Source organism: Mycobacterium venezuelense (genome assembly GCF_054919535.1).
Window position 1 is genome coordinate 166,868 of sequence record NZ_JBONDW010000008.1, and the last position, 24,797, is coordinate 191,664.

A 24,797-nucleotide genomic window follows, 5' to 3' on the forward strand; every position below is an offset into this window, starting at 1 on the left:
TGCCCGCCGAGCGATCGGGTCAGCGGGTCAGGAACCACATGACGATGACCAGGACAACGAGAATCACCAGCACAAGGGTCACGCGGGAACGCGGCATGCCGGTCATTCGGTCATCACCGCATCGGCCAGTTCGTCGGATTTATCGGCGCCCGCCCGCCGTAATCTGCGGACACCTGCCGTGCCTTGGCCGAGAGCACCGTCGAGCACCACCGCGGCACCGTACGCGAGGGCCAAAACCACAGGCATCACCACAGCGGTCTGGACGACGAATGGCAGGCCTGTCAGCCACAGCTCGACGCCGTCCCACCAGCTGAGGATTGCGCCCATGTCGAAAGCGTATGCGATGGCTTGTGCGTGGCCGGATTCATCCCGTGCCGGTCAGTAACCTTCGACACGTGACACTCGGGTAGACGAGCAACGTATCCGCAGATCATGATGTCCGAATGGTTCTGCAACACACCGAGCCCACCGGTACCACCGAAGCGGCCGTTCAGAAGGCGCCCGAGGCCCCGCTGACCGTGACGGCTCCGGTCCCGTACTCGGCCAGTGGGTCGCTGCGGAACCCGTTTCCGCCGATCGCCGACTACGGCTTTCTGTCCGACTGCGAGAACACGTGCCTGATCTCGTCGGCCGGGTCGGTGGAATGGTTGTGCGTGCCGCGGCCGGACTCGCCGAGCGTGTTCGGAGCGATCCTCGACCGCGGCGCCGGCCACTTCCGGTTGGGCCCCTACGGGGTGAGCGTCCCGGCGGCACGGCGCTATCTGCCCGGCAGCCTGATCCTCGAGACCACGTGGCAGACCCATACGGGTTGGCTGATCGTGCGCGACGCGTTGGTGATGGGGCCGTGGCATGACATCGAGACCCGGTCTCGGACCCACCGCCGCACCCCCATGGACTGGGATGCCGAGCACATCCTGCTGCGCACGGTGCGCTGTGTGAGCGGCACCGTCGAACTCGTCATGAACTGCGAACCGGCCTTCGACTACCACCGCGTCAGCGCCAACTGGGAGTACTCCGGCCCGGCGTATGGCGAGGCGATCGCGCGGGCCGCCCGTAACCCCGATTCGCACCCGACCCTGCGGCTCACCACAAACCTGCGCATCGGCATCGAGGGTCGCGAGGCACGAGCCCGCACGCGTCTCACCGAAGGCGACAACGTGTTCGTCGCGCTGAGCTGGTCGAAGCATCCGGCTCCCCAGACCTACGAAGAAGCCGCCGACAAGATGTGGAAGACGAGCGAGTCGTGGCGGCAATGGATCAATGTCGGCGATTTCCCCGACCATCCGTGGCGGTCGTATCTGCAGCGCAGTGCACTGACCCTCAAGGGCCTGACGTACTCCCCGACCGGCGCGATCCTGGCGGCTCCGACCACCTCGTTGCCGGAAACCCCGCAGGGTGAACGCAACTGGGACTACCGCTACGCGTGGGTGCGCGATACGACGTTCGCGCTGTGGGGCCTGTACACACTCGGGCTGGACCGCGAGGCCGACGACTTCTTCTCGTTCATCGCCGATGTGTCCGGCGCCAACAACGGCGAACGCCATCCGCTGCAGGTTATGTACGCCGTCGGCGGTGAACGCACGCTCGTCGAAGAGGAGCTGAATCACCTGTCGGGATACGACAACTCCCGGCCCGTTCGTATCGGCAACGGTGCCTACAACCAACGCCAGCACGACATCTGGGGCACCATGCTGGATTCGGTTTACCTACACGCCAAGTCGCGCGAGCAGATTCCCGAAGCGCTATGGCCGGTGCTCAAGAATCAGGTCGAGGAGGCCATCAAGCACTGGAAGGAACCCGACCGCGGCATCTGGGAGGTCCGGGGCGAGCCCCAGCACTTCACCTCGAGCAAGATCATGTGCTGGGTGGCATTGGACCGCGGGTCGAAGCTGGCCGAGCTGCAAGGCGAGAAGAGCTACGCCCAACAGTGGCGAGCGATCGCCGAGGAGATCAAGGCCGACGTGCTGGCGCGCGGTGTCGATTCGCGTGGCGTGCTCACCCAGCGGTACGGCGACGACGCACTCGACGCGTCGCTGTTGCTGGCCGTGCTTACGCGGTTCCTCCCGCCCGACGATCCGCGGGTGCGGGCCACCGTGCTGGCAATCGCCGACGAACTCAGCGAGGAAGGGCTGGTACTGCGCTACCGCACCGACGAGACCGACGACGGTCTTTCGGGCGAGGAGGGCACGTTCACGATCTGTTCGTTCTGGTTGGTTTCGGCCCTGGTCGAGATCGGCGAGGTGAGCCGCGCCAAGCACCTGTGCGAGCGGTTGCTGTCGTTCGCCAGCCCGTTGCATCTGTACGCCGAGGAGATCGAGCCGCGCACCGGTCGCCATCTCGGTAACTTCCCGCAGGCGTTCACCCACCTGGCCTTGATCAACGCAGTCGTGCACGTGATCCGGGCCGAGGAAGAAGCCGACAGCTCGGGCGTATTCGTGCCCGCGAACGCCCCGATGTAGCCCCGCTTTCCGGCGAGCAGACGCCAAAGCACCCGAAAATCGCCATTTTTGGGTACCTACGCGTCTGCTGCTCGGCGGAAAATCACGGTGCGCCAATATCTGTGATTGTGTCTGCCGAACAAGCAGCATCGGAGCATGATCCACTCTCACACCGCGGACACCTCCCGCACCACGATCGACACCGCGATCGGCGTCCTGGTCGCGTTACGTGGCTGCACGCCCGATCAAGCGTTCCGGGAGCTGGTGCGGGTGGTGCAGCGCACAGGTATCGGAATAGGAAGCATCGCGCGGGGTCTCGTGGATCTGGCCGGCGGCCGGTCTGGGTCGTCCGCCGAGTACGCCGAAGCCTTCAACGCGTGGGGTGAACTGCTGGCGCAGACGCGGCGGACACCCGCCGTCACCCGGTGACGGGCCGGCACTCCGCCGTCGACAAACCGGTCATCCTGAACGGTTTCTCGATGGACGCGGTTTCGCATGTCAACTACGGGTTGTGGCGTCATCCCCGAGATCAGACCCACCGCTACAACACCATCGCCTACTGGGTCGAGCTGGCCCAGATCCTCGACCGCGGGCGCTTCGACACCTTGTTCCTGGCCGACGCGCTCGGGTTACTCGACACCTACGGCGGCAACGCCGATGTCTCGCTACGCACCGGCACGCAGTCCCCCGTGAGCGACCCGCTGCTGCTGGTATCGGCCATGGCCGCGGCAACCACGCACCTGGGATTCGGCGTGACGGTCTCGACGACGTACGAGCACCCGTATCTACTGGCGCGCAAGTTCACGACGCTCGATCATCTGACCGAGGGGCGGGTGGCGTGGAACATCGTGACGTCGCAACTCGACAGCGCTGCAAGAAATCTCGGTCTGGAACGACAGATTCCCCACGACGAGCGCTACGAGCGAGCCGACGAATTCCTCGAGGTCGTCTACAAACTGTGGGAGGCGTCATGGGAAGACGAGGCCGTGGTACGCGACCGTGAGCGCAACGTCTACACCGATCCCGCCAAGGTCCGCCAGATCGACCACAACGGACGGTATTTCACCGTCAGGGACGCACATCTATCCGAGCCGAGCCCCCAGCGCACACCACTGCTGCTGCAAGCCGGCGGATCGCCGCGCGGTCTGCAGTTCGCGGCCAAGCATGCCGAAGTGATATTCGTGGCCGGCGCCGACGCCGGCGGTATCCGGCGCAATGTAGAGACCATCAGGGCCCTGGCAGCTGACTACGGTCGCGATCCGGACTCGCTGAGCTTCATCAGTGCCCTGTCGGTTGTCGTGGACGATACGACCGCAGGTGCCCGCGCCAAACTTGCCGACTACCAACAATATTTTGATGTCGAAGGTGCACTGGCCCACTACTCGGCGAGCACCGGCGTCGACTTCGCGGGTCAGGATCTCGACAGCGTGATCGACAGTCACCAGACCGACTCCAACCGCTCCCTGTTGTCGATGTTCGCCGATGCCGACCGGCGGTGGACTCTGCGCCAGGCGTTGGCGCCATCCTCCGGATTCGGACGCAGTCACACGCTGGTCGGCACGCCGGTCTCGGTGGCTGACGAACTGGAGCAGTGGTTGGCCGACACCGGGACGCATGGAATCAACCTTCTGCACATCGTCAATCCCGACAGCTACCGCGATTTCGCCGAGCTGGTTGTGCCCGAACTGGACCGGCGCGGTCGCGTGCGACCCCGGCCCACGACTGCAACGACGCTGCGCGAGCGAGTGCAGGGCACCGCTCGGGTTCGAGACGACCACTTCGCCGCGCGGTATCGCGACGCGCGCCTGACTCGCGGGGTGAACGTGTGATGAGCACCGGCATCAGGGTCCTCGACAGTGAGGAGGAGCTGACGGCCGCGCTCAACGTGTTTCGCGCCGCCATGGTCGGCTTTCCCCGGCTGTCCGGCTTGCCGGCGGGCCGGATCCGCCGAATTCTGGAACCGGGAAGAACGTTCGGCGCCTTCGTCGACGGCACGTTGGCCGGCACCACGGACTCTGCGAGCAGCTCGCTGACCCTGCCCGGCGGCAAGCTCGTCGGGCATGCCGCCGTCACCCATGTCGGCGTACTGCCGTCCCACACCCGACGCGGTGTCGCCACCGAGCTACTGAGCCACCAGTTGCGCGACATCCGTGATCGGGGCGAGGTCGTGGCGACCCTGCGGGCGTCCGAAGCCACCATCTACGGCCGGTTCGGGTATGCGGTCGCAAGTTTCTCGAACACCGCCGAGCTGCTGACCAGGCGGGCCACTCTGCGATCCGGTGTCGGGCATGGCGGGCCGACACGGCTGATCGACCCGGATGAGTCCTGGCAGCTGCTGCCCCAGATCTATGCCGCCAACCGGCCCGAGCGGCCGGGCACCATTGACCGCCCACCGGTCTGGTGGGAATCGCAGCGACTGCGCTCCGAGACGTCGAACGGTCCTAGTTACGTTGTTGTCCATGGTGATCCAGGGTCGGAGACGGGATTCGCCCGGTACCATCCCATCGACACCGACGGGTGGTTCGTGAGCGAGCAGCGCACGGTTCAAGTCGATGACTTCTTCGCTCCCACCGACGAGGCGTATCTGGGATTGTTGCGCTATCTGATCGATCTCGACTTGATCGATCGGCTGATCTTCCAGATGCTGCCGGTCGACGATCCACTCCCCTGGCTCCTCGACGACCGGCGCGCGGCCAGAATTGCCGCTACGCGCGACGAGTCATGGCTGCGGATCGTCGACGTGCCTGCCGCGCTCGGCGGACGCAGCTACAACGACGCCGGTTCCGTCACACTGAAGGTGCATGATTCACTGTTGCAGGAGAATTCGGGCACCTACGCGATCTCGGCCGGCGGCGCGGAGTCGGTCGGCGGTTGTGCCCAGCTGGAAGCCGGAGTCGAGGCGGTCGCCGCGGCCCTACTTGGCGCGACGCCCTGGCGCACCCTCGCGCTGAGTGGTCTCGTCCGGGTCAACGACGCCGACGCGCTGACCGCTGCCGACCGGCTGTTCTCGGTTGCGCTGCAACCACACACCGGCATCTACTTCTGACGTTGCGGTTGGGGATAAACTTCGGACTGATCGAAATCGTTGTCCAGCAACGACTCCTGGTCGAATATGGTCACATGAGAACGGTGCTGTCCAGGCGACACACACAAGATGACGCTGTTTGACGTCACCGATCTCGCCGTCACAATTCACACCGGGAACCGCGCTCGCGGGCGGCGAGTGGTGCGGGCGGTAGAGTCGATCAGTTTCGCGGTCGAGCCCGGGCAGACCGCAGCCATCGTCGGCGAATCCGGTTCCGGCAAAAGCGTTTCACTGCTCGCCGCGACCCGGCTGTTAGGACCCGAGGCCGACGTGACCGGTTCGGTGCGGTTCGCCGGGCGCGATCTGCTGGCCCTGGGCGGACGCGAACTGCGCCGGATCCACGGCAAGGACATCGGTTTCGTATTCCAGGATCCCCAGAGCAATCTGCACCCGTACAAGACGATCGGGCGCCAGATCGACGAGGTGCTCCGCATACACACCCGTACCGGCCGGCGTGAACGGCGCAGCCGGGTCGAGGAGTTGCTGACCGAGGTCGGCATCGCGCCCGACGGCTACGACAACTTTCCCGCCGAATTCTCCGGTGGCATGCGGCAGCGGGCCATGATCGCCATGGCGATCGCGCTGAATCCGGCCTTGATCGTCGCCGACGAACCGACAACAGCTCTGGACGTGAGCGTGCAGGCCGGAATACTCAACCTGCTCAAGCGTCTGCAGCGCGAACACGGCACCGCGATCCTGTTCGTGAGCCACGACCTCGGTGTGGTCCACGACATCGCGGACACGGTGACAGTCGTCAAAGACGGTCGCGTCGTGGAAACCGGCTCACGCGAGCGGATTTACGCCGATCCACAGGAGCAGTACACTCGCGAACTGCTGTCGGCGTCCCGGTTGCACGGTGTGGACGGTGATGTCGATGCCGACCGGCTGATCGGTCCCGTGGAATCGACCGAACAGCTGCTGACGGTTCGCGGGCTCCGCAAGAGTTACCCCACCCGCGCTCGACGTGAGCGCCGCACCGTGGTGCAGGGGCTGGACTTCTCCATCAACCCCGGTGAGGTCGTCGGCTTGGTCGGGGAATCGGGCTCGGGCAAGTCGACGGTCGGCCGGATCATCGCCGGCCTTCAGTACGCAGATTGCGGTGAGATCACATTGTGCGGAACGCCTTTTCCGACGGCTGTCGCAGATGGTGTGCCACCACTGCCTGCCTCGGCCCGCAAGAACGTACAACTGGTATTCCAGGATCCGTATTCGAGCCTCAATCCGCGACGCAGCGTGGCGGACTCACTGGCCGAACCGCTGCGCGCACAACGCGCTGACCGAGCCACCATCGACGCACGCGTGCACAGCGCGGCGGACGACGCGCGGCTGCCGCGGACACTGCTGGACCGCTTTCCCGCCGAGCTGTCGGGTGGGCAGCGACAACGTGCCGCGATCGCTCGCGCGCTCGCACTGCAGCCTCGGCTCATCGTGGCCGACGAAGCCCTGTCGTCACTGGATGTCACAACGCAAAGCGAGATCATCTCGCTCGTCGCAGAACTCGTCCGTGAGCACCGCACAGCCTTCTTGTTCATCACGCACGACCTTGGTGTGGTCTCGGCGATCGCACACCGAGTGATCGTGCTCGGCCCTGACGGCTTGGAAGAAAGCGGCCCGACCGCAGAGGTTTTCGCCGGACCACAATCGGCCTACACACGCAAGCTGCTCGATGCGGTTCCCCGGTTGACGGCCTCATGACGGATCTGCTGCTCAAACCGCAGGTCGCCGTCGACAGCCCGCCACCGGTACGCGGGCGCAGACTGCGCTCGTTCCTGAGCGATCCCGGCCTGGTCGTGGGTGCGGCTCTCGTGGGACTCGTGCTGGTGGCCGCACTGGCGGCGCCTCTTGTCGCCGCGATCGTGGGGCATGGTCCCAACGAACAGTTCCCCGACGAAACCCTCGACGCGGCTGGACTGCCGATCACCGGCGGGCACGGTTTCCTGCTCGGCGCCGACGGCAGCGGCCGAGATGTGCTCGTCCGCACGCTTTACGGCGCGCGAGTGTCGTTGGCCATCGGCATCCCGGCGACCACCATCGCCATGCTCATCGGCATCGTCGTCGGACTGGCCGGTGGGTACTTCGGCGGACGACTCGACGCAGTACTGTCCGAGCTGACCAACATCGCGCTGGCCTTCCCATTCCTGGTGACGGCGCTGAGCGTGGTGACACTCAACCGGGGCACCGCCGGCACCACCGTCGTCGACCCGGTCGTGGTGGTGATCGGCATCATCGCCTTGTTCTCTTGGACGTATTTCGCCCGGCTCGTGCGCAATTCGGTCATCGAGATCAAGTCCAAACCGTTCGTGCTCGCCGCGATCGGCGCGGGCAGCTCACATCCGCGGGTGATCGCGCGCGAGATCCTGCCCAACATCGCACCGACCGTCGTCATCTACTGGGCTGTCCAGCTGCCGATCAATATCATCGCCGAGGCATCGCTGTCCTACCTCGGCGTCGGCATCAGGCCGCCCACTCCCAGCTGGGGCACGATGATCGCGAACGCGCAGGATTCCGCGCTCTACCAAACCCAGCCCCTGATGCTCATCGCGCCTGCGAGCGCCCTGTTCCTCACCGTCCTCGGCTTCAATGTGCTCAGCACTGCGCTGCGCAACCGATTCGACCCGAGCGCGACCCGGTGACACGAACCCTGCTCTGGCGTTCGGCACGCATGGTGCTGACCGTGTCCGCCGTGGTGCTGGTGACCTTCGGGCTCACGAAGGTGGCCTACCAGAACCCTGCCCGAATGCTGGCTCCGGAGAACGCGTCTCAACAGACCGTCGATGCGATCGCCAACAGCCTGCGGCTCAACGACCCCTGGTACGTGCAGTTGTGGCATTACGTCGTCCGGGGCCCGGAGATCAAGGGCACGCCGACCGGATTGCTCAACTGGCCGCCCAGCCTCGGCTATTCGTACCGTGAACAGCGTCCGGTCACCGATCTGATCCTGGAGAAGATCCCGGCGACCCTGAGCCTGGCGGTCGGTGCACTGGTGTTGTGGATCGCGCTGTCGGTCGTCCTCGGGGTCTACGCGGCGCGCAAGCCGGGCGGCGTTTTCGACGCGATCACCTCCGGCATCTCCTATGTGTTCCTGTCGATCCCGACCTTCGTGACGGGCGTCATCCTGCTGTTCGTTCTGTACTACCAACTCTCGCTGGCCGGCGTGAAATGGTTCCCCAGCGGGGGCTACGTCGCGTTCACCACGTCACCCTCCGAATGGGCACGTCATCTTCTGTTGCCGTGGCTAACGCTCGTGCTCGCCGAACTCGGCCTGTTCCAGCGCGTGGTCCGCGCCTCGGTCCTCGAGGTCTCCAACAAGGACTTCATCCGCACGGCACGGGCGAAAGGCTTGGCCCCACACGGTGTTTACTTCAACCATGCGCTGTCGGCCGCGCTGAATCCGATCCTGACACTCGGCGCCATCGAGTTCGCCGCCATCCTGGGCGGGGCGATCATCACCGAGCAGATCTTCGGTCTCGACGGCGTCGGACGCCTGGCCGTCAACGCGGCCAACAACGGAGATGCCCCGGTGGTGATCGGGTGCACGCTGCTCGGAGCCGTCATCTTCGTGGTCTCCACCTTCGTCATCGACGTCATCACCGCGGCTCGCAGCGACAAATAAGCCACCCCACAACACAACTGAGGAGAACCATGAGGTCACCACGAAAAGTGGTCGGCGCGTTGATCGCGACCACCGCCCTGCTCGTCGCCGCGTGCGGCACCGATGGGGGTGAACAGGCATCATCGACCGACCCCGAGAGCCTCTACGGCGGAACGCTACAGATCGCCTCCGTCGGCGATGTCGATGCGCTCGATCCGCTGATCGCATACTCCGCCGAATCCTGGCAGGTCATCAGGGCGACCACCCGACAGCTCGTCACCTACGCGGGTAACAAGGAGAGCATCGGCAAGGACACCGAGGTGGTTCCGGATCTTGCCGAGAGCTGGGACGTCAGTCCCGACCGCAAGACCTACACGTTCCACCTGCGCGACAACATCAACTTCTCCGGTGCGAGCACTCGCCCCATCACCGCACAGGATTTCGTCTACGCCGTCAAGCGATTCCCCGACCCCAACGCACAGGTCAGTGCGATCACCTACTACAACGCGCTTTTCGAAGGGTTCAAGGAGTACTCCGACGAATTCGCCAAGGTCCCCACCGGAGACCTCGCCGCGGTCAAGACGTTCATCGACACCCACGAGATCAGCGGGCTGAAAGCACTCGACGACAAGACGTTACAACTGACATTGACCCAGCCGGCCAGCGACATCCTCGACATCCTCACGCTCAACTTCGTCACACCGCTGCCCGAAGAGGTGGTGTCGAAGTACTTCGCCGACAGTCTTGAATTCCGCAAGAACTACGCGTCGAGCGGTCCGTACTACATCGAGTCTTTGGAACCGGGTAAGCAGCTGACCCTGGCGAAAGTGCCCGAGTACAACGGCGCAGGCGATCCGCGCAAGGCTTACGCCGACAAGATCGTGTTCGACACGACGGTCAGCTCCGCCGACGCCGTCTCCCAGCAGTTGCAGACCGGCACGGCTGACATCGGACTCTATGTCCGTGCGTACCCGGCGAATGTCATCGCACAGTACAAGAAGACCGATCCCGATCACCTGCACACCTCGGCGAGCGGCTCGGCGATCTTCATCAGTCAGAACAACCCGGCCGAGCCGAAGACAGCTGCCCAAACCGCGTTCAAGGATCTCCGGGTTCGGCAGGCCTTCAACTACTCGCTCAACCGTGCCGACGTGGTCCGCGGCCTCGGCGGTCCCGACTCCGCGATCGCCAGCAACGAGATCCTCACCTCGACGATCGTCGGCTACACCGGGAAGAGCCCGTACCCGACGCCGGAGGACAAAGGCGACCCCGAGAAAGCCAAGGCACTGCTGACCGAGGCCGGCAAGCCGGGTCTGACGGTCAACGTGGCATACCGCAACAACCCCGAGTTCGAGAAGATCGCGACCTCGGTGCAGACCGCTGCCGCCCGGTCCGGCATCAACGTCAAGCTCACTCCCATCGCCGCCGACAGCTGGGGCGCATTCGACGCCTTCCTGAGCGACAAGTCGAAGCTCGACCAATGGGATCTGGCGATCACGAACTGGACGCCGGACTGGCAGGGCAACAGCGCCCGCATGACGCTCGGCGGATGGCTCGATTCCGACTTCGCGCCCGGCGGCACATGGAACGGGGTCACCTACCACAACCCGAAGCTCAACGAGGCCGTCAATCGGGCATTCGCCGCACCGGATCCGACCGCGGACTGGCAGGAAGCCAACACGATCGCGACCGAGGATCTGGCGTGGTTCCCGCTCATCGAGCGGGTCAAGACCGTACCCACGTCCGATCGGGTCACCAACTGGACCTGGCAGTCACTCGGGAACGGCGCCGACATCACCAACATCGCGGTCAACGGGTAGTCGTCGGGTCGGGGCGGCGCGCGAGCAACCAGGCCTCGCCGCCGCCCTCGCCGGCATCGATCACCTCGAGGCCACCGAAAGCCACCAGGAGTTCGCCGGGTGCGGCGCGAAACCGACCGGGTTCGCCGCCAACCTCGCTGAGTACGCTGATCGCGAGAACGCCTGCCGGCGTGAGACGTTCGATCATCGCCCGGTACAACCCGCGGTCACGGAACCGGTGACAAAGGATGACGTCGACGGCCGGCCCGGCGGGCAGACCGCCATCGAGGTCGACGGCGTCGAAGCGGCACCGATCCGCCACACCGTATCGGGCGGCCAGCGCCTCGGCGTGCCCGATCGCAACAGCGGACACGTCAACACCCCACACGTCGAGTCCACGCCGAGCCAGCCAGACCGACGCGAGGCCAGGCCCGCACGCGATGTCGAGCGCTGATCCGGCCATCGGAAGCGCCGATTCGTGCGCCGCGAAAACGGGTGGCAGCGCGGGCTCGGCCACGGGTGCCCGGCGATCGGCGTACGTCGCGTCCCAACGCGCCCGGTCCTGCTCGCTCACCCGGTCACCCTACGAAATGTGGGCGAGGGAATACGAGCGATGGCCGCCGAGGTTGGCCACAGCATGCGAGCCATCGTCTACGACCCGCAAGCCCCTGCCAATCTGCGACTCGACGAGGTGGCCGATCCACCGGTGGCCGATTCGCAGGCACTGATCGACGTGCACGCGATCGGCCTCAATTTCGGTGAAGTGCACTTCATCGACCAGATGCGCAAACCCGGTGAGGTGCCGGGGTGGGACAGCGCAGGCGTGGTCGTTCAGGCCGCGGCCGACGGGTCCGGCCCGGGCGTCGGGACGCGCGTGGTGGGGTTCAGCGGCGAGGCCGGCTGGGCACAGCGCCGCGCGGTCGCCACGGAGAATTTGACAGAGTTACCCGAGTTCGTCGAATTCGAGGAAGCCGCGGCCCTACCGGTGGCCGGTGTGACGGCGCTGCAGGCGTTACGCGCCCTCGGCCCGATCGTCGGCCGCCGTGTCCTCATCACCGGGGCCTCCGGCGGGGTCGGCCGGTTCGCGGTGCAGCTTGCGGCCAGGGCCGGTGCGCACGTGGTAGCCGCTGTCGGCAGCGCCCCGCGCGGTGAAGGCCTGGCCGAACTCGGAGCAGCCGAGGTGGTCGTAGGACTCGACGGCGTCACCGAGCCCGTTTACGGCGTGTTGGACAACGTCGGCGGGAAGCTGCTGGCACAAGCCTTCAGCCTGGTCGCCGACGGCGGCTCCGTGCAGTCGATCGGAATGGCCTCCAACGAACCGACGACCATCGACTTCGAGCACGAACGCCGGCTGGGCAACCGGAAACGGTTGGAGCCTTTCACTGTCCGGGCACCGTTCGCGGCCGATCTGCGGTATCTCCTGACCCTGCTCGCCGACGGCGAGCTCGATCCGCAGATCGGGCTGCGTGATTCTTGGGAGAACGTCGCGAGCGCGGCGCAAGCACTGCTGGACCGCAAAGTGGCGGGTAAGGCCGTGTTACGCGTCAGCTGAGCCGACGAGTCAGTTGCCCTGGCCCCCTCGGCCCCGTGACGCGAGGTCGGACACCGGATCCTTGCCGTTGACGAACCACTCGCCCAGGATCCGCGCCTTGTAGACGACAGGATTGTGCGACGCGAGCGTGCGGGCATTGCGCCAGTGACGGTCCAGCCCAAGCTCTTCGGACACGCCCGATGCACCGAGCGCGTCGAACACTCGCGTGGTGGCGCGCAGCGCCGCGCCGATGATCACCAGTTGCGCCTGCGTCACGGCCACCTCGGCGTCGATGAGCAGCTGGCGCGCATGGTCGTCGCTGCCGGCGAGTCGGCCCGCGACGACGCGGTCGAGGGTCTGCGCGCTGCGGCCCAGCGCGGCCTGGGCGCCGAACGCCTCGGCCGACAGTTCCCCGATCACCTGGAGCAACTGCGGGTCGTCGGCGGGCACCTCGGACAGACCCTGCGGGTAGTTGCGTTTGCGCGCTTTGAGTGCGGCAGTTCCGTCGCGCTGCGCGGCTTTCGTGATGCCGGTCAGTACCGCGAGCATCGCGATCTGATAGAAGTGCGCTTGGTAGGTGAAGCGTTGCGCGGCGGGAAACACGTTGCCGCGCTCCGCCCGGGCCGCCGCGTAGTGAGCCGAACCGCTTGCGGTCGTGCGCTGGCCGAATCCGCGCCAGTCGTCAGTCAGCGTGACTCCCGGATCGTCGGCACGCACGAGCGCCGTCCACAATTCGCCGTCGTCTCCGCGCCCGAGCACGTCCAGCCAATCGGCATAAAGACTGCCCGTCGCATAGTATTTCGCGCCGGACACCAACCAGTGATCGTCCTCTTCGGTGACGGTAGTGGCCAGATTGGCAAGCGTCACATTGTTCGCTTCTGTCCAGCCGCCACCGACGAATTCCCCTGCCAGGAAACGCTTGATCCAGGTGTTGGTTTCCTCCGACACCGGCGCGTTGAGGCGATCCTCGACAAAAGCCAAGTGATTACGCCAGATGTGCGCGACGTTCGCGTCGGCCTGCCCCAACTCGGCCAACAACTGGAAGGTCTGCTCCAACGACGCACCGAAGCCACCTTGTTCGGCCGGGATTCGCAACGTGCCGAACCCTGCTTCACCGAGCCAACGCACCTGCTCGTGCGGGAAGGTACGCGCGCGTTCGCGTTCGACGTTGCCCTCGGCGATCCGATCGAAGATCGGCCGGAACACCGAACGAAGTTCGGCGTCGTAGCCGGTTGGCCGCTTCAAATAGATGTTGTCCGTGCTCATTCGGTACTCCCGCCCGCGTCGATTCGATATGCGTACTCGTCGGCCACCGCCACATAGCCCAGCCTGCGATACAACAGGTGCGCCTTGCTGGCGTTGTCGATGTCGGTGCCAAGTGAGGCTGCGGTGAACCCGCGCCGCAGCGCAGCCAGCCAGATCTTGCGCAGCAACAGTTCGCCGGTCCCCCGCTTGCGATGGTCCCGGCGCACACCGATGTAGTCGGTGTGCGCACTTCGCTGCGCGGCCGCGCCGGCGCCCACGGTGTAGATCGAACCGAGGACGTATCCGCTCACCACCCCGTCGCTGTCGACCGCGGCAAGGCTGAAATCCGGGTTGAACACTCGGCTGTGCAGGTGATGCTCCCAGCGCTGCGGAGTTTTCGACATGTTGCCGAAATGCTCGCGGAACGTGTCGAATTGCAACTGCCGCACCTGCTCGCCGAACCCACCGGCCATGACTTCGGGCCAGGACAGCACCGCCACCCCGTCGATGTGTGCCGCCGCCAGGGCTGATGGGTCCTCGTCGGTCAACGACTTGCGGGTGCTGATGAACTGGCGCTCGCGCCGCGCACCGTGTTCGACCAGTGCCGCGATGGCGGCCGCCTGGTCGGCACCGATGTAGACCCGTAAGTAGGAGCCGCGCGCGGCCACGCGGTGGAAGTGGTCGACGGTCTCACCGACGATCGCCTTTACCGCATCTCTCGGCGCGAAAGGCCCGAACACGAAGTCTCCCAGAACTTCCGGCTCCGTCGCATCGTGCTCATGCAGTGCTGCATACCCCAGTACGTCGTGCGAATCGCCGTAGAGGACGACAGCCGACCCCGGGTATACCCCGTCGAGCTGTTCGGCGACATCGCGGGAATCGGCGGCGAACTTGCGTCCGCCGAGTCCCTGGGTCGTGGCCAGGAAGTCGGCGATCCGTGGGTGGTGACGCGGCGTCACCGGCGCGACCGACCACCGGTCGACGACATGCTCGGTCAGCGTCATCGTGCGAGGCCCTCGTCGACCAGCCGCTGCTGCTCGTCTTCGGACAGCGTCTGGATGCTGCCGATGCGTCTGGCCACCTCGGGCCTGGTCCGCTTGAGGTACCAGTACCACGCCAGGCCGATCAGCAGAATGCCACCGAAGACGAACGGCAAGATATTGAACGGAAACTCGGGCACCGGATAGAAGTTGCTGATGATGACGTAGCCCAGCCCGATCGTCGCCGCCACCGAGACCGCGAGCCGGACGGGGGTCAACGCATTGATCTTGCGCAGCCAGATCGGGGTCGCGATGACGACCAGCAGGTAGCTCACCAGGAAGCCCCAATTCGCGACGTAGCCGCCGTACACGTCGAACACCAGCCGGCCCGCCGAGCTGAAAGTGGCGACCGTGGAGAACACCAAAGCCAGGACACCGACGAAAACAACTCCGGCCCAGGGCGTTTTATAGGTGGCGTGCACTTTGGCGAACACCTGCGGCAGTGCGCCTTCGTGAGCGAAGGTGAACAGTGAACGTGCCGCCGCGGTGGTGACGGCGGTGACGAACACGATGAACGCGACCGCGACGGCCGCGCTCACCACCTGGTTCACCCAGGCCACTCCGACCGAGTCGGCGAGCTGCGGAAGCACGGCCTTGTCGCCGTCGATTTCGCCGAAATGCAGGATCTGCGGATAGGTGGCGAAGATGTAGAGGACGCCGAGCAGGAGCACCACGCGCAGCAGCGATCTCGCGATGTTGCGGTGCGCGTTCTTGGCTTCGGCGCCCAGCGACGCGACACTTTCGAAGCCTGCGTACGACCCGACCGCGGTGACCGCGGCGATGAACGTGGCACTCGATCCGAGATGCTGCGGGCTCCACTGATCCCAGTCGATGCGGAAGCCGTAGCCGACGTAGGACGCCACGATGATCACCAGAATCGACGCGATCGCAAGCAGTTCGAACGCGAGCTCGTACCGCGCCGCGACGGAGACGCCCCGATACGGCAGGTAGACGGCCAGCCCCACCACGACGATCACCAGCAGGAGCCGGAACCACACGTCCTGCGAGCCAAGGCCTATCGACTCGAGGAAGGCATCCAGATACAGCACGCCGCCGAGCGTGCCCGTCGTCGCGAACCCGATGTAGCCGAACAGCAAGCTGAATCCGGCGGCATATGCGAAACCCGGTCCCAGCCCGTTGCCGGTGTAGGTACCGAGCGATCCCGACGACACCGTGCGTTTGGCCTGGAAACTGATTGTGATGGCGACCAACACCACGATCAGCAATCCGATGACGGCGGCCCAGGCCGCACCTTTCCCGGCCGCCACGAACAGCGAGAACGGGACCACGGCCAGCGCGACACTTGGTGCCGCGGCGGCCAGCCCCTGGGCGAATACGCCCCACGGCCCCAGCGCGTCACGTTCGAGGCCGGTCGACTCCGCGGTCGTCAGAGCACGGCCGGTCGCCGTGGTCTCGGGATCATCGGTAGTGGTCACGGTGTTGTCCTTTCTGACCGCGACACCGCCCGTGCGTTGACAGAGACGGGTGGTTGGTAAGTCGGTATGTGTTGCCACATTGCCGCAATCGAGTTCGCCGCGTCAGCTATCGAATCGGCAGGATTCTATTGAGACGTAACGGAATTCCTGCGGAATGCGGCGGCCGGGTGCCCGTCGCCCAACAACCCGTTGTCACCGCCGAACAGCCGCTGGCGCAGCGTCGTGGGATCGCCCGCTTCGCGCGCGCGGCCACGCTTACGCAGTTCCGGGATCAAGTAGGTGGCGACATCGGTGAAACTGCCAGGAGTGACGTGGTAGGCGATGTTGAAACCGTCGACACCCGTCCGTGCCGCATAGGCATCGAGTTGGTCGGCGACGGTCACGGCCGACCCGACGAACAGTTCCCCACCGAATCCGCCCAGGCCTCCGACGTAGTCGCGAAGCGTAAGACGCTGCCTTACATCGGGATCCGTGACCGCGGCGAGGATGGAGCGGCTGGCATCGGTGTCGAACTGCTCGATCGGGCGGTCCACGCCGTATGTCGACCAGTCGACTCCACTCAACGCGGAGAGCAACACCAAACCGCCCTCCAGATCGTGGAACTCCGCAAGATTCTTGGCCTTGGCCTGTGCTGCCGAATCGGTGCTATCGGTCACGATCTCGACCGAGGTGATGAACTTCAGCAAGTCCGGGTCGCGGCCGTGCCCGGCTGCGCGACGACGGATGTCGTCGATGTTGGCCCGCAGCACGTCGGGACGGGGATCGCTGGCGAAGACCAGTTCGGCGTTGCGGGCAGCGAATTCGCGCCCGGCCGGCGATGTGCCCGCCTGGAACAGCACCGGGGTGCGTTGGGGAGACGGTTCGACGAGGTGGGCTCCGGGGACGGTGAAGTAGTGCCCGTCGTGGCCGATGTCGTGAACCTTCGTCGGATCGGTGTACACACCGCCGTGCCGGTCGCGCAGCACCGCGCCGGGTTCCCACGATCCTTCCCACAGTTTGAAGGTGACCTCGACGAACTCCTGGGCGATCGCATACCGCTCGTCGTGCGGAATCTGGCGGTCACGCCCGATGATGTTGCGTGCCGCGCTGTCGAGCAGCGACGTGACGCGGTTGATACGGCGGTCCAGCCAACAGTGCCACCCGTCAGATGGTCGAGCGTGCTGAACTTGCGCGCCAACAAGTAGGGGCTTTCGTACGTGGTCGACACCGTGATGCCGAAACCAAGCCGTTGCGTGGCTGCGGCCATCGCCGACACCGCCAGCAGCGGGTCGGTGACGGGCGTCTGGACGGCGCGGGCGAGCGCCGCGCTCGCGTCATTGCCGAACACGTCGAGTTGGCCGACCGCATCGGCTATGAACAGAAGGTCGAATCCACCGTCGTCGAGCAGCTTCGCGAGCTCCACCCAGTACCGGACGTCGGTGTACTCGGCAGTGCGGTCCTCCGGGTGACGCCAGAGCCCGAAATTGCCGTGCGAGACCGTCGACATCGTGAACGCCGAGAGCACGTACGGTTCGGTCACCGCGTCGGCCTCTGCGGAACGTCCAGCCCCAGATGCGATCTCAGCGTGGTTCCGGCGTATTCATGGCGGAACAGGCCACGCTTGCGCAGCACCGGGACCACCTGCTCGACGAACAACGCGCTCTGCCCGGGCAAACCCGTGTCTCGCAGGACGAACCCGTCGGCGGCTCCCGCGGTGAACCACTCCTCGATCTCGTCGGCGATGCGCTCCGGGGTGCCCACCACCGCGGCGCCCCATCCGTTCACGGTGCGGTACAGGAACTCCCGCACACTGGGGTTCCCGTCAGTCGCGAGGTGGCGGTAACCGGCCAGCGCGGTCTGGTGGGTCTCGGTGTGCTCGGGGAAGGCCGAAGCCGGGACGGGACCGTCCAGGTCCGCACCCGTGACGTCGACGTCGACTTCGAGCAGCCAGCCCGCCTGGTACTCGGGGCTGAAATACTCGTACTCCTCGCGTTCGGCGCGCCGGGCCTCCTCGTCGGTGGAGCCGACGACGTAGCGCAGCGACGGGGTGATCAACGGAGGCTTCGACCGTCCGAGCCGACGGGACTCCTGGTGGATCTGCCGATAGAACTCCTCGGCTCGACTCCGGTTGCCATGACTGGTGAAGATCACTTCGGCGTGCGTGGCGGCGAATGCCCGTCCGGTCTCCGAGGATCCGGCCTGGAAGAGCACCGGCTGCCCCTGCGGTGATCGTGCCGCGCCGATCGGTCCGGCCACGTCGAAGTAACGGCCGTGATGGTCGGCGGGGCGAATACTGTTGACGTCGTTGAAGATCCCCGCCGCACGGTTTTCGACGATGGTGTCCTCACCCCAGCCGTCCCACAGTTTCCGGACGACATCGAGCGCCTCCTCGGCGATGACGTAGCGCTCGTCGTGGGCGCGGACCCCGTTCGCGCTGAAGTTGTCGGCGGCGGCACGCGCGAAACTGGTCACCAGGTTCCAACCGGCCCGGCCGCCGCTCAGGTGGTCCAGCGAAAGGAGCTGGCGGGCAAGGTGATACGGATGGGCAAGCGTCGCAGATCCGGTGATTACCAGACCGATGCGCTCGGTCACCGACGACAACGCGGCGGTTGTGGTGAGCGGCTCGAAATCTTCAGTGGTCTTGTACGCCCATGTTGCGGGTGGCCCGTAGTTCAGCCCGTCGGCGAAGAACAACGCGTCGAACGTGCCGGCTTCGGCAATTCTGGCATGTTCGAACAAGCGGCGCCGCACTCCTGCGGTGCTGTTGTCGACGTCGGGATGCCGCCACGGGCCGGCTGACCGGGTGTTACCGAAGGCCAGCAGATGTAGCTCTCTTGGCACTCCGGCGACGTTACGGCGTCATCGTCCAATGGCCGAGGGTTGCGCTCATCGCGACGAAATCACCCGCCAGCTAGATCTTCTCGATGTTCGCGACGATCTGGCCGGCGATCTCACTGGCTTGGTCGACGATGTCGTCGCCACATGCCCATGCCTCGACGACCACATTGGACGCCACCGACAACGCGTGATGGCAGCCGCCGCTGGGCGCGCCCTCGGGCGTCGACATCTGGCTGATGGTGGTCTCCTCGGCGGTGACTTCGCTGACCGCCCATTCCAACGGCTGGTCGTCCTGGTTGTAGGTGACGATCGAACCCACACAGTTGTCCCAGGTGGCCTGCGAGGTATCGAAGAAGTCCCGCGCTTCTTGAGAGGACGGGTAGAGCACGACAGCCTGCTCGATCCAGTGCGGGTTGTCGTCGCCCGGTTCGCGCACGATCTGGTCGCGAAGCGCGGTCCATCCGGTGTCGCCGTACACGAGTTCCTGCGCGCCGAACGCGGCCGCCAGACACTCGGGGTCTGATACCGCTTCGGAGTTGTCGTTGAGCTCATCGAGTTCGAGGGTCACCTCGAGATCGAACGACCCGACGATGTCGTTGAGCTCTTCGACCGGGACCAGTACCTCGTCGAGGTCGGATTCCGTCAGCGTCGTCTCGAAAGGCGGCGCGTCCGGATCGCGCATCGCCGAACCCGTCACCGTGGTGACGCATCCCGACAACAGTCCCGAAAGAATCATCGCGACACCCGTCGCGCACAGCCGGGTCATACCCGTCGTGATGGCCACGTGCTCATTGTCGCTGACCGAGCGAATCTTCGCGGGACTACTAGGCCTAATCGACCCCGACGGTCAACTGAGTTCGCTGATCTTGTCCATCATCAACCGCGCGATCTCGATCGCGCTGGTTTCCACGTCGCCGCCTTTTCGGCTCGACGGGTTGCTGAAGAACGCCACGTCCACCTCGACAAGGCAATTGGCGCGCACCCCGAGTGCCCGCGCCACGGGGCTCGACGAGCCGTCGATCGTATGTCCGAAGTCTACGGTCGCCGCGACGATCGAATCCTCAACCCGCACATCGGAAACCGTGTCGGTGAAGTAGCCGCCACGCACCTGCTCCTTGACGATCGTCACGGTCGTGCCCTCGCAGTCCTGCCACTGCTCGGCGAACGCGTCGAAGAGCTCATTGGCGCTGGCGACACTGTCGAGTGCCACCACGCCGGCCTCGGCCGCGAGCACGGCCCCGCCGGGTTCATCGCCTTCCCATTGCTCGCCTGCGATGTCGGTGACTGCAGCGGATTCGTATGTGCTGCGCTGCATGGGGGTCACCGCGCCGACACAATCGTGCGGCGACGCATCGCTTTCCGTGGCGAGCCCGTCCGGCATATCGTCAAGACCACCCGACCGTGGGTCCACGTAAGTGTCTTCCTTGAGCTGCTGCTCGAGGATGTCGGTGAGCTCGTCCATCTCGGGAAGCGCCTGGGCGACGTTCTGCCCGGTGAGCGGCTTCGGCGCCAGGTCTGGCGCCGGCTCCACCGCACCGTCGACCATCCTGGTGCAACCGGTCGCGAGGACCAGGGTCGCCATCAGCAACCCGAGTTTGCCGATTGCGGTCATCAGCAGTCACCCCCAACATCAGACACCGTCGTCTGACCCTACTACGGTCCGGCCGCCAGCAAACGCGCCAACCGCACCCGTGCGGCGACTACTTCTTGGGTTTGTCGGACGCCGCGTCAGTGGACAACGCGGCGACGAACGCCTCCTGCGGGACATCGACCCGGCCGATGGTCTTCATCCGCTTCTTGCCCTCTTTCTGCTTCTCCAGAAGCTTGCGCTTACGGGTGATGTCACCGCCGTAGCACTTCGAGAGCACGTCCTTGCGAATCGCCCTGATGTTCTCGCGGGCAATGATTTTCGAGCCGATGGCGGCCTGCACCGGCACCTCGAACTGCTGACGCGGGATGAGCTCTTTGAGCTTGGTGGTCATCTTGTTGCCGTAGGCCGACGCCGAATCCTTGTGCACGATCGCGCTGAACGCGTCGACGGCCTCGCCCTGCAGCAGAATGTCGACCTTCACGAGATCGGCCTGCTGCTCGCCGGCCTCCTCGTAGTCCAGGCTGGCGTAACCGCGCGTGCGGGATTTCAGCGAATCGAAGAAATCGAAGATGATCTCCCCGAGCGGCATCGTGTACCGGAGTTCGACGCGCTCCGGCGACAGGTAATCCATGCCGCCGAGCTCACCGCGCCGCGACTGACAGAGCTCCATGATGGTGCCGATGAATTCGCTCGGCGCGATCACCGTCGTCTTGACCACCGGCTCGTAGACCTCGCGGACCTTGCCTTCCGGCCAATCCGACGGATTCGTCACGACGATTTCCGATCCGTCATCCTTGATGACCCGGTATACGACGTTGGGCGACGTGGAGATCAGATCGAGGTTGAACTCCCGTTCCAGGCGCTCGCGGGTGATCTCCATGTGCAGCAGACCGAGGAAGCCGCACCGGAAGCCGAAGCCCAGCGCCACCGACGTCTCGGGCTCATACGTCAGCGCGGCGTCGTTGAGCTGCAGCTTGTCGAGCGCATCGCGCAGGTCGGGATAGTCCGACCCGTCCACCGGATACAGACCCGAGTACACCATCGGCTTGGGCTCGCGATAGCCGGTCAGGGCCTCCGTCGCGCCCTTGCGGGCCGTCGTCACGGTGTCACCGACCTTGGACTGGCGAACGTCCTTCACGCCGGTGATGAGGTACCCCACCTCGCCGACACCCAGGCCTTCGCTGGGTTTGGGCTCGGGCGAGACGATGCCGACCTCGAGCAGTTCGTGGGTGGCCCCGGTCGACATCATCGCGATGCGTTCGCGCGGCGTGATCTTGCCGTCGACGACACGCACATAGGTCACGACACCGCGGTAGATGTCGTAGACCGAGTCGAAGATCATCGCCCGCGCGGGAGCATCGGCGTCGCCCGTCGGGGCCGGCACCTGCCGGACCACCTCGTCGAGCAGCTCGGCCACACCAACACCGGTCTTGCCGGACACCCGCAGGACGTCCGACGGCTCGCACCCGATGATGTGGGCAAGCTCACCGGCGTACCGCTCCGGATCCGCCGCGGGCAGGTCGATCTTGTTGAGCACCGGGATGATCGTGAGATCGCGGTCCAGCGCCAGATAGAGGTTCGCCAACGTCTGCGCCTCGATGCCCTGCGCCGCATCGACCAGCAGCACCGCGCCTTCGCACGCCTCAAGGGCCCGCGACACCTCGTAGGTGAAGTCGACGTGGCCGGGTGTGTCGATCAGGTGCAGGACGAACTCGTCGTCACCGACCTTCCAGGGAAGCCGCACATTCTGCGCCTTGATGGTGATGCCACGCTCACGCTCGATGTCCATCCGGTCCAGGTATTGCGCACGCATCGACCGGTCGTCGACGACGCCGGTGAGCTGCAGCATCCGGTCCGCCAGCGTCGACTTGCCGTGGTCGATGTGGGCGATGATGCAGAAGTTCCTAATCTGCGCCGGCGCAGTGAACGTCTTGTCGGCGAAGCTGCTGATGGGAATCTCCTGGTGAGCGTGGGTCTCGGGCACGTCGTGTGCGCCTCCAGGGTATCGAGCAACGACCGTCGCGACACAATCGCGGTGTCGCCGGGCTGCCCTATGCTCGTCACATGGCGTCGCAGTGGAAGACGTTCCAGAAATTCGCGGAGAACCTCGTGTTCAACGAGGCGCCCAAGCTCGTCCGCCAACTGCAACGGCCCGAGAACGTCCCGCGGACCGTTCAGCAAGGCATCCAGCAGGGCATCCAGCAGGGCATCAAGCTGGGACTCGAGGTTTTGGCGGGCGGGCCCGGCGACAAGGCCCCCGCCATCACCGCGGGCCGCCCGGTGTCCAAGCACAGTGTCCCGACCGCGCATCGGGCCCGAAAACTCGTCTACTCCCCAGACCTCGACGGCCGCGCCGATCCGGGCGAGATCGTCTGGACCTGGGTCGTCTACGAAGACGACCCGACGAAGGGCAAGGACCGCCCGGTGCTCGTCGTCGGCCGTGACCAGCGCACCCTGCTCGGGCTCATGCTCTCCAGCCAGGACTATCACCACGACGACCCCGACTGGGTCGGCATCGGGACCGGCACCTGGGACTACGACGGCAGGCAGAGCTGGGTCCGGCTCGACCGCGTGCTCGACGTGCCCGAAGAAGGCATCCGCCGCGAAGGCGCCATCCTCGATCGCGACCGCTTCGAAGTGGTCGCCGCGCGCCTGCGCACCGAATACTCCTGGAGTTGACGGCCCGGGGTATTAATTCGGCGCGAGCGGGCATTCAATGCCCATGACCGCGCAACCGCCCGATCCCGATCCGGCCAGAACTCCCGACCTGGAGCCCGGAGGCGGCGTGACGCCCGGGGCCACCCCGCCGGATTCCGGCCAGACCTCGGGACTCGGCGAACCCGAACCGCGCCCGAAGAACAAGGTCACGCCCACGTCCGTCGCGGCCATCGTCGGGCTCGCGGTTCTGCTGGCATTCTTCATCGCCGCCGGTGTGCTGCTCATCTTGAACATGACCGGGGTGTTCGACTGAGTCACCGTGGCTGCCGCCACATCAGCGCTACCGTGGCTGCCGCCACATCGGCGTCATGATGGGCCCACCATCAGGCAACTGGATCTCACCGGTGACCTCGAAACCGAACCGCATGTAGTACGGCACATTGTCGGGATTGCTCGACTCGAGATAGGCCGGGGCGTGCTCGGCGTCCACCCGATCCAGCCGCGACCGCATCAGGGCGTGGCCGAAACCGCCGCCGCGCACCGTGGGATCACTCCCGATCACCGCCAGATACCAGTGCGGCTCCTCCGGGTGATGTTCCTTCATGAGCTCGACGACCTGCTGCCCGCGACCCATGCCACGCCCGAACGCGAAGAACAGGGCAGGCAACATTCGCAGCTCCTCGGCTTGCGTCTGCTTCCATCGACCCGGACCGTCCCACAGTGCTGCCGCACCGATGACGCCGTCGCGGCTTGCCACCTCGGGAGCCCCGCGGCTCAGGAAGTGATGGCGCGTGATGGTCGCGAACAGCTTCGGCAGGCCCTTGGACCGGCGCGCATCGTCGGCGAGCACCCACTTCATCACCGGGTCGTCGTAGAAAGCCCGGCCGAGGACGGCACCGAGCTGCTTGAGGTCAGGTTTGCTTGCGGGGCGGACATCGACGGCGGCCACCCGACCACAATCGCACACATGCCGTCGCCGCGACCCTACGGTTTTTGACGAAAATCGGCCTGAATCCGTCAAGAACCGCAGTCTCGCTGACGAATGCGGCTGGGCCACAGTGGAACCGAGCGATCAGCGACTCTGGGTGATGTAGGCCTGCAGCTGCTGCTGTTCGGCTTCCAGCTCCTCCATGCGGGTCTTGACGACGTCACCGATGCTGACGATGCCGGCCAGTCTGCCGTTGTCGAGGACCGGGATGTGTCGCACCCGGTTCTCGGTCATCAGCACGCTGAGATGGTCGACGGTGTCACGTGGCGTGCACGTCGCCACGACAGTCGTCATGATCTCTGACACCGGCTGCGCCAGCAGACTGCTTCCGCGCTCGTGAAGTTTGCGAACGACGTCGCGCTCCGAGACGATGCCGATCAGGCCGCTCGGCCCGATGACGACCATGGCGCCGATGTTCATCTCGGCGAGGCCCGCCAGCAGCTCGGTCACCGTGGTCTCCGGCGAGATCGTGACCACCGCCGTGCCCTTGTTCTTCAGCACATCTGCGATTCGCATCGCCCGCCTCCGATCGTGATGCACCTCACACCAGGCTAGGTCGGCGACGAGCGCTGCGAAA

22 protein-coding genes and 1 pseudogene are annotated in these 24,797 nt (G+C 65.5%); 11 read left to right on the forward strand and 12 right to left on the reverse strand.

The window, feature by feature from the left end; translation table 11 throughout:
* Positions 1-102 precede the first annotated feature (102 nt).
* Entirely contained in the window at positions 103-327 is a 225-nt protein-coding gene (locus tag ACRCUN_RS15375) for a hypothetical protein (protein WP_462142491.1), read from the reverse strand.
* Positions 328-443: 116 nt separating this feature from the next.
* Between ACRCUN_RS15375 and ACRCUN_RS15380 the strand changes: the two genes are divergently transcribed.
* From ACRCUN_RS15380 to ACRCUN_RS15415, 8 genes are all read left to right on the forward strand, one after another.
* Positions 444-2,459, forward strand: a complete 2,016-nt coding sequence (locus tag ACRCUN_RS15380; RefSeq protein ID WP_462142492.1) for a glycoside hydrolase family 15 protein — start codon at positions 444-446, stop codon at positions 2,457-2,459.
* 135 nt (positions 2,460-2,594) lie between these two features.
* A complete protein-coding gene (locus ACRCUN_RS15385; RefSeq protein ID WP_462142493.1) occupies positions 2,595-2,867 on the forward strand; it encodes an ANTAR domain-containing protein in 273 nt (90 codons plus the stop codon).
* Positions 2,868-2,917: 50 nt separating this feature from the next.
* Positions 2,918-4,267 (forward strand): LLM class flavin-dependent oxidoreductase, encoded by a 1,350-nt coding sequence (locus ACRCUN_RS15390; RefSeq protein ID WP_462142638.1) that lies wholly within the window; start codon positions 2,918-2,920, stop codon positions 4,265-4,267.
* A complete protein-coding gene (locus ACRCUN_RS15395) occupies positions 4,267-5,484 on the forward strand; it encodes a GNAT family N-acetyltransferase (RefSeq protein WP_462142494.1) in 1,218 nt (405 codons plus the stop codon). Before ACRCUN_RS15390 ends, ACRCUN_RS15395 begins: the two co-directional genes overlap by 1 nt.
* Before the next feature lie 108 nt (positions 5,485-5,592).
* Positions 5,593-7,218 carry a dipeptide ABC transporter ATP-binding protein gene (locus ACRCUN_RS15400; protein WP_462142495.1) on the forward strand — a complete coding sequence of 542 codons (1,626 nt, stop codon included), beginning with the start codon at positions 5,593-5,595 and terminating at the stop codon, positions 7,216-7,218.
* Positions 7,215-8,156, forward strand: a complete 942-nt coding sequence (locus tag ACRCUN_RS15405) for an ABC transporter permease (RefSeq protein ID WP_462142496.1) — start codon at positions 7,215-7,217, stop codon at positions 8,154-8,156. Before ACRCUN_RS15400 ends, ACRCUN_RS15405 begins: the two co-directional genes overlap by 4 nt.
* On the forward strand, positions 8,153-9,136 hold the full coding sequence (locus ACRCUN_RS15410) for an ABC transporter permease (RefSeq protein ID WP_462142497.1): 984 nt from the start codon (positions 8,153-8,155) through the stop codon (positions 9,134-9,136). Before ACRCUN_RS15405 ends, ACRCUN_RS15410 begins: the two co-directional genes overlap by 4 nt.
* A 29-nt stretch (positions 9,137-9,165) precedes the next feature.
* Complete coding sequence (locus ACRCUN_RS15415; RefSeq protein ID WP_462142498.1) at positions 9,166-10,935, forward strand: ABC transporter substrate-binding protein; 1,770 nt, start codon at positions 9,166-9,168, stop codon at positions 10,933-10,935.
* Here ACRCUN_RS15415 and ACRCUN_RS15420 read toward each other — a convergent pair.
* The gene (locus ACRCUN_RS15420) at positions 10,925-11,488 is read right to left on the reverse strand and encodes a class I SAM-dependent methyltransferase (RefSeq protein WP_462142499.1); all 564 of its coding nucleotides are present in this window, start codon (positions 11,486-11,488) and stop codon (positions 10,925-10,927) included. The genes ACRCUN_RS15415 and ACRCUN_RS15420 overlap by 11 nt on opposite strands.
* A 63-nt stretch (positions 11,489-11,551) precedes the next feature.
* Here ACRCUN_RS15420 and ACRCUN_RS15425 point away from each other — a divergent pair, with 63 nt between their 5' ends.
* The gene (locus ACRCUN_RS15425; RefSeq protein ID WP_462142639.1) at positions 11,552-12,466 is read left to right on the forward strand and encodes a zinc-binding dehydrogenase; all 915 of its coding nucleotides are present in this window, start codon (positions 11,552-11,554) and stop codon (positions 12,464-12,466) included.
* A gap of 9 nt (positions 12,467-12,475) precedes the next feature.
* Here the strand turns inward: ACRCUN_RS15425 and ACRCUN_RS15430 are convergent, their stop codons facing one another.
* The 8 genes and pseudogenes from ACRCUN_RS15430 to lepA form a co-directional block, all read right to left on the reverse strand.
* Entirely contained in the window at positions 12,476-13,711 is a 1,236-nt protein-coding gene (locus ACRCUN_RS15430; protein WP_462142500.1) for an acyl-CoA dehydrogenase family protein, read from the reverse strand.
* A complete protein-coding gene (locus ACRCUN_RS15435) occupies positions 13,708-14,694 on the reverse strand; it encodes a GNAT family N-acetyltransferase (protein ID WP_462142501.1) in 987 nt (328 codons plus the stop codon). The genes ACRCUN_RS15430 and ACRCUN_RS15435 overlap by 4 nt, the downstream gene beginning before the upstream one ends.
* Entirely contained in the window at positions 14,691-16,166 is a 1,476-nt protein-coding gene (locus ACRCUN_RS15440) for an APC family permease (RefSeq protein ID WP_462142502.1), read from the reverse strand. Before ACRCUN_RS15440 ends, ACRCUN_RS15435 begins: the two co-directional genes overlap by 4 nt.
* 125 nt (positions 16,167-16,291) lie before the next feature.
* Positions 16,292-17,652 (reverse strand): annotated as a pseudogene (locus ACRCUN_RS15445) (NtaA/DmoA family FMN-dependent monooxygenase).
* A 29-nt stretch (positions 17,653-17,681) separates the two neighbouring features.
* Entirely contained in the window at positions 17,682-18,986 is a 1,305-nt protein-coding gene (locus ACRCUN_RS15450) for an NtaA/DmoA family FMN-dependent monooxygenase (RefSeq protein ID WP_462142503.1), read from the reverse strand.
* Positions 18,987-19,056: 70 nt separating this feature from the next.
* The gene (locus ACRCUN_RS15455; protein WP_462142504.1) at positions 19,057-19,767 is read right to left on the reverse strand and encodes a sensor domain-containing protein; all 711 of its coding nucleotides are present in this window, start codon (positions 19,765-19,767) and stop codon (positions 19,057-19,059) included.
* Between the two features lie 63 nt (positions 19,768-19,830).
* Positions 19,831-20,595 (reverse strand): sensor domain-containing protein, encoded by a 765-nt coding sequence (locus tag ACRCUN_RS15460; protein ID WP_462142505.1) that lies wholly within the window; start codon positions 20,593-20,595, stop codon positions 19,831-19,833.
* 88 nt (positions 20,596-20,683) lie between these two features.
* A complete protein-coding gene (lepA, locus tag ACRCUN_RS15465; RefSeq protein ID WP_462142506.1) occupies positions 20,684-22,558 on the reverse strand; it encodes a translation elongation factor 4 in 1,875 nt (624 codons plus the stop codon).
* 80 nt (positions 22,559-22,638) lie between these two features.
* Here lepA and ACRCUN_RS15470 point away from each other — a divergent pair, with 80 nt between their 5' ends.
* Together ACRCUN_RS15470 and ACRCUN_RS15475 are read left to right on the forward strand one after the other, a co-directional pair.
* Positions 22,639-23,253, forward strand: coding sequence for a type II toxin-antitoxin system PemK/MazF family toxin (locus tag ACRCUN_RS15470; protein WP_462142507.1), 615 nt, complete (start codon positions 22,639-22,641; stop codon positions 23,251-23,253).
* Between the two features lie 43 nt (positions 23,254-23,296).
* A complete protein-coding gene (locus ACRCUN_RS15475; protein WP_462142508.1) occupies positions 23,297-23,545 on the forward strand; it encodes a DUF6480 family protein in 249 nt (82 codons plus the stop codon).
* A 27-nt stretch (positions 23,546-23,572) separates the two neighbouring features.
* On the opposite strand, the gene ACRCUN_RS15480 is transcribed toward ACRCUN_RS15475, so the two are convergent.
* Together ACRCUN_RS15480 and ACRCUN_RS15485 are read right to left on the reverse strand one after the other, a co-directional pair.
* On the reverse strand, positions 23,573-24,181 hold the full coding sequence (locus ACRCUN_RS15480) for a GNAT family N-acetyltransferase (RefSeq protein ID WP_462142509.1): 609 nt from the start codon (positions 24,179-24,181) through the stop codon (positions 23,573-23,575).
* A gap of 123 nt (positions 24,182-24,304) precedes the next feature.
* Positions 24,305-24,736: a CBS domain-containing protein gene (locus ACRCUN_RS15485; protein WP_462142510.1), complete on the reverse strand. Its 432-nt coding sequence runs from the start codon at positions 24,734-24,736 to the stop codon at positions 24,305-24,307.
* Between the last annotated feature and the right edge of the window lie 61 nt (positions 24,737-24,797).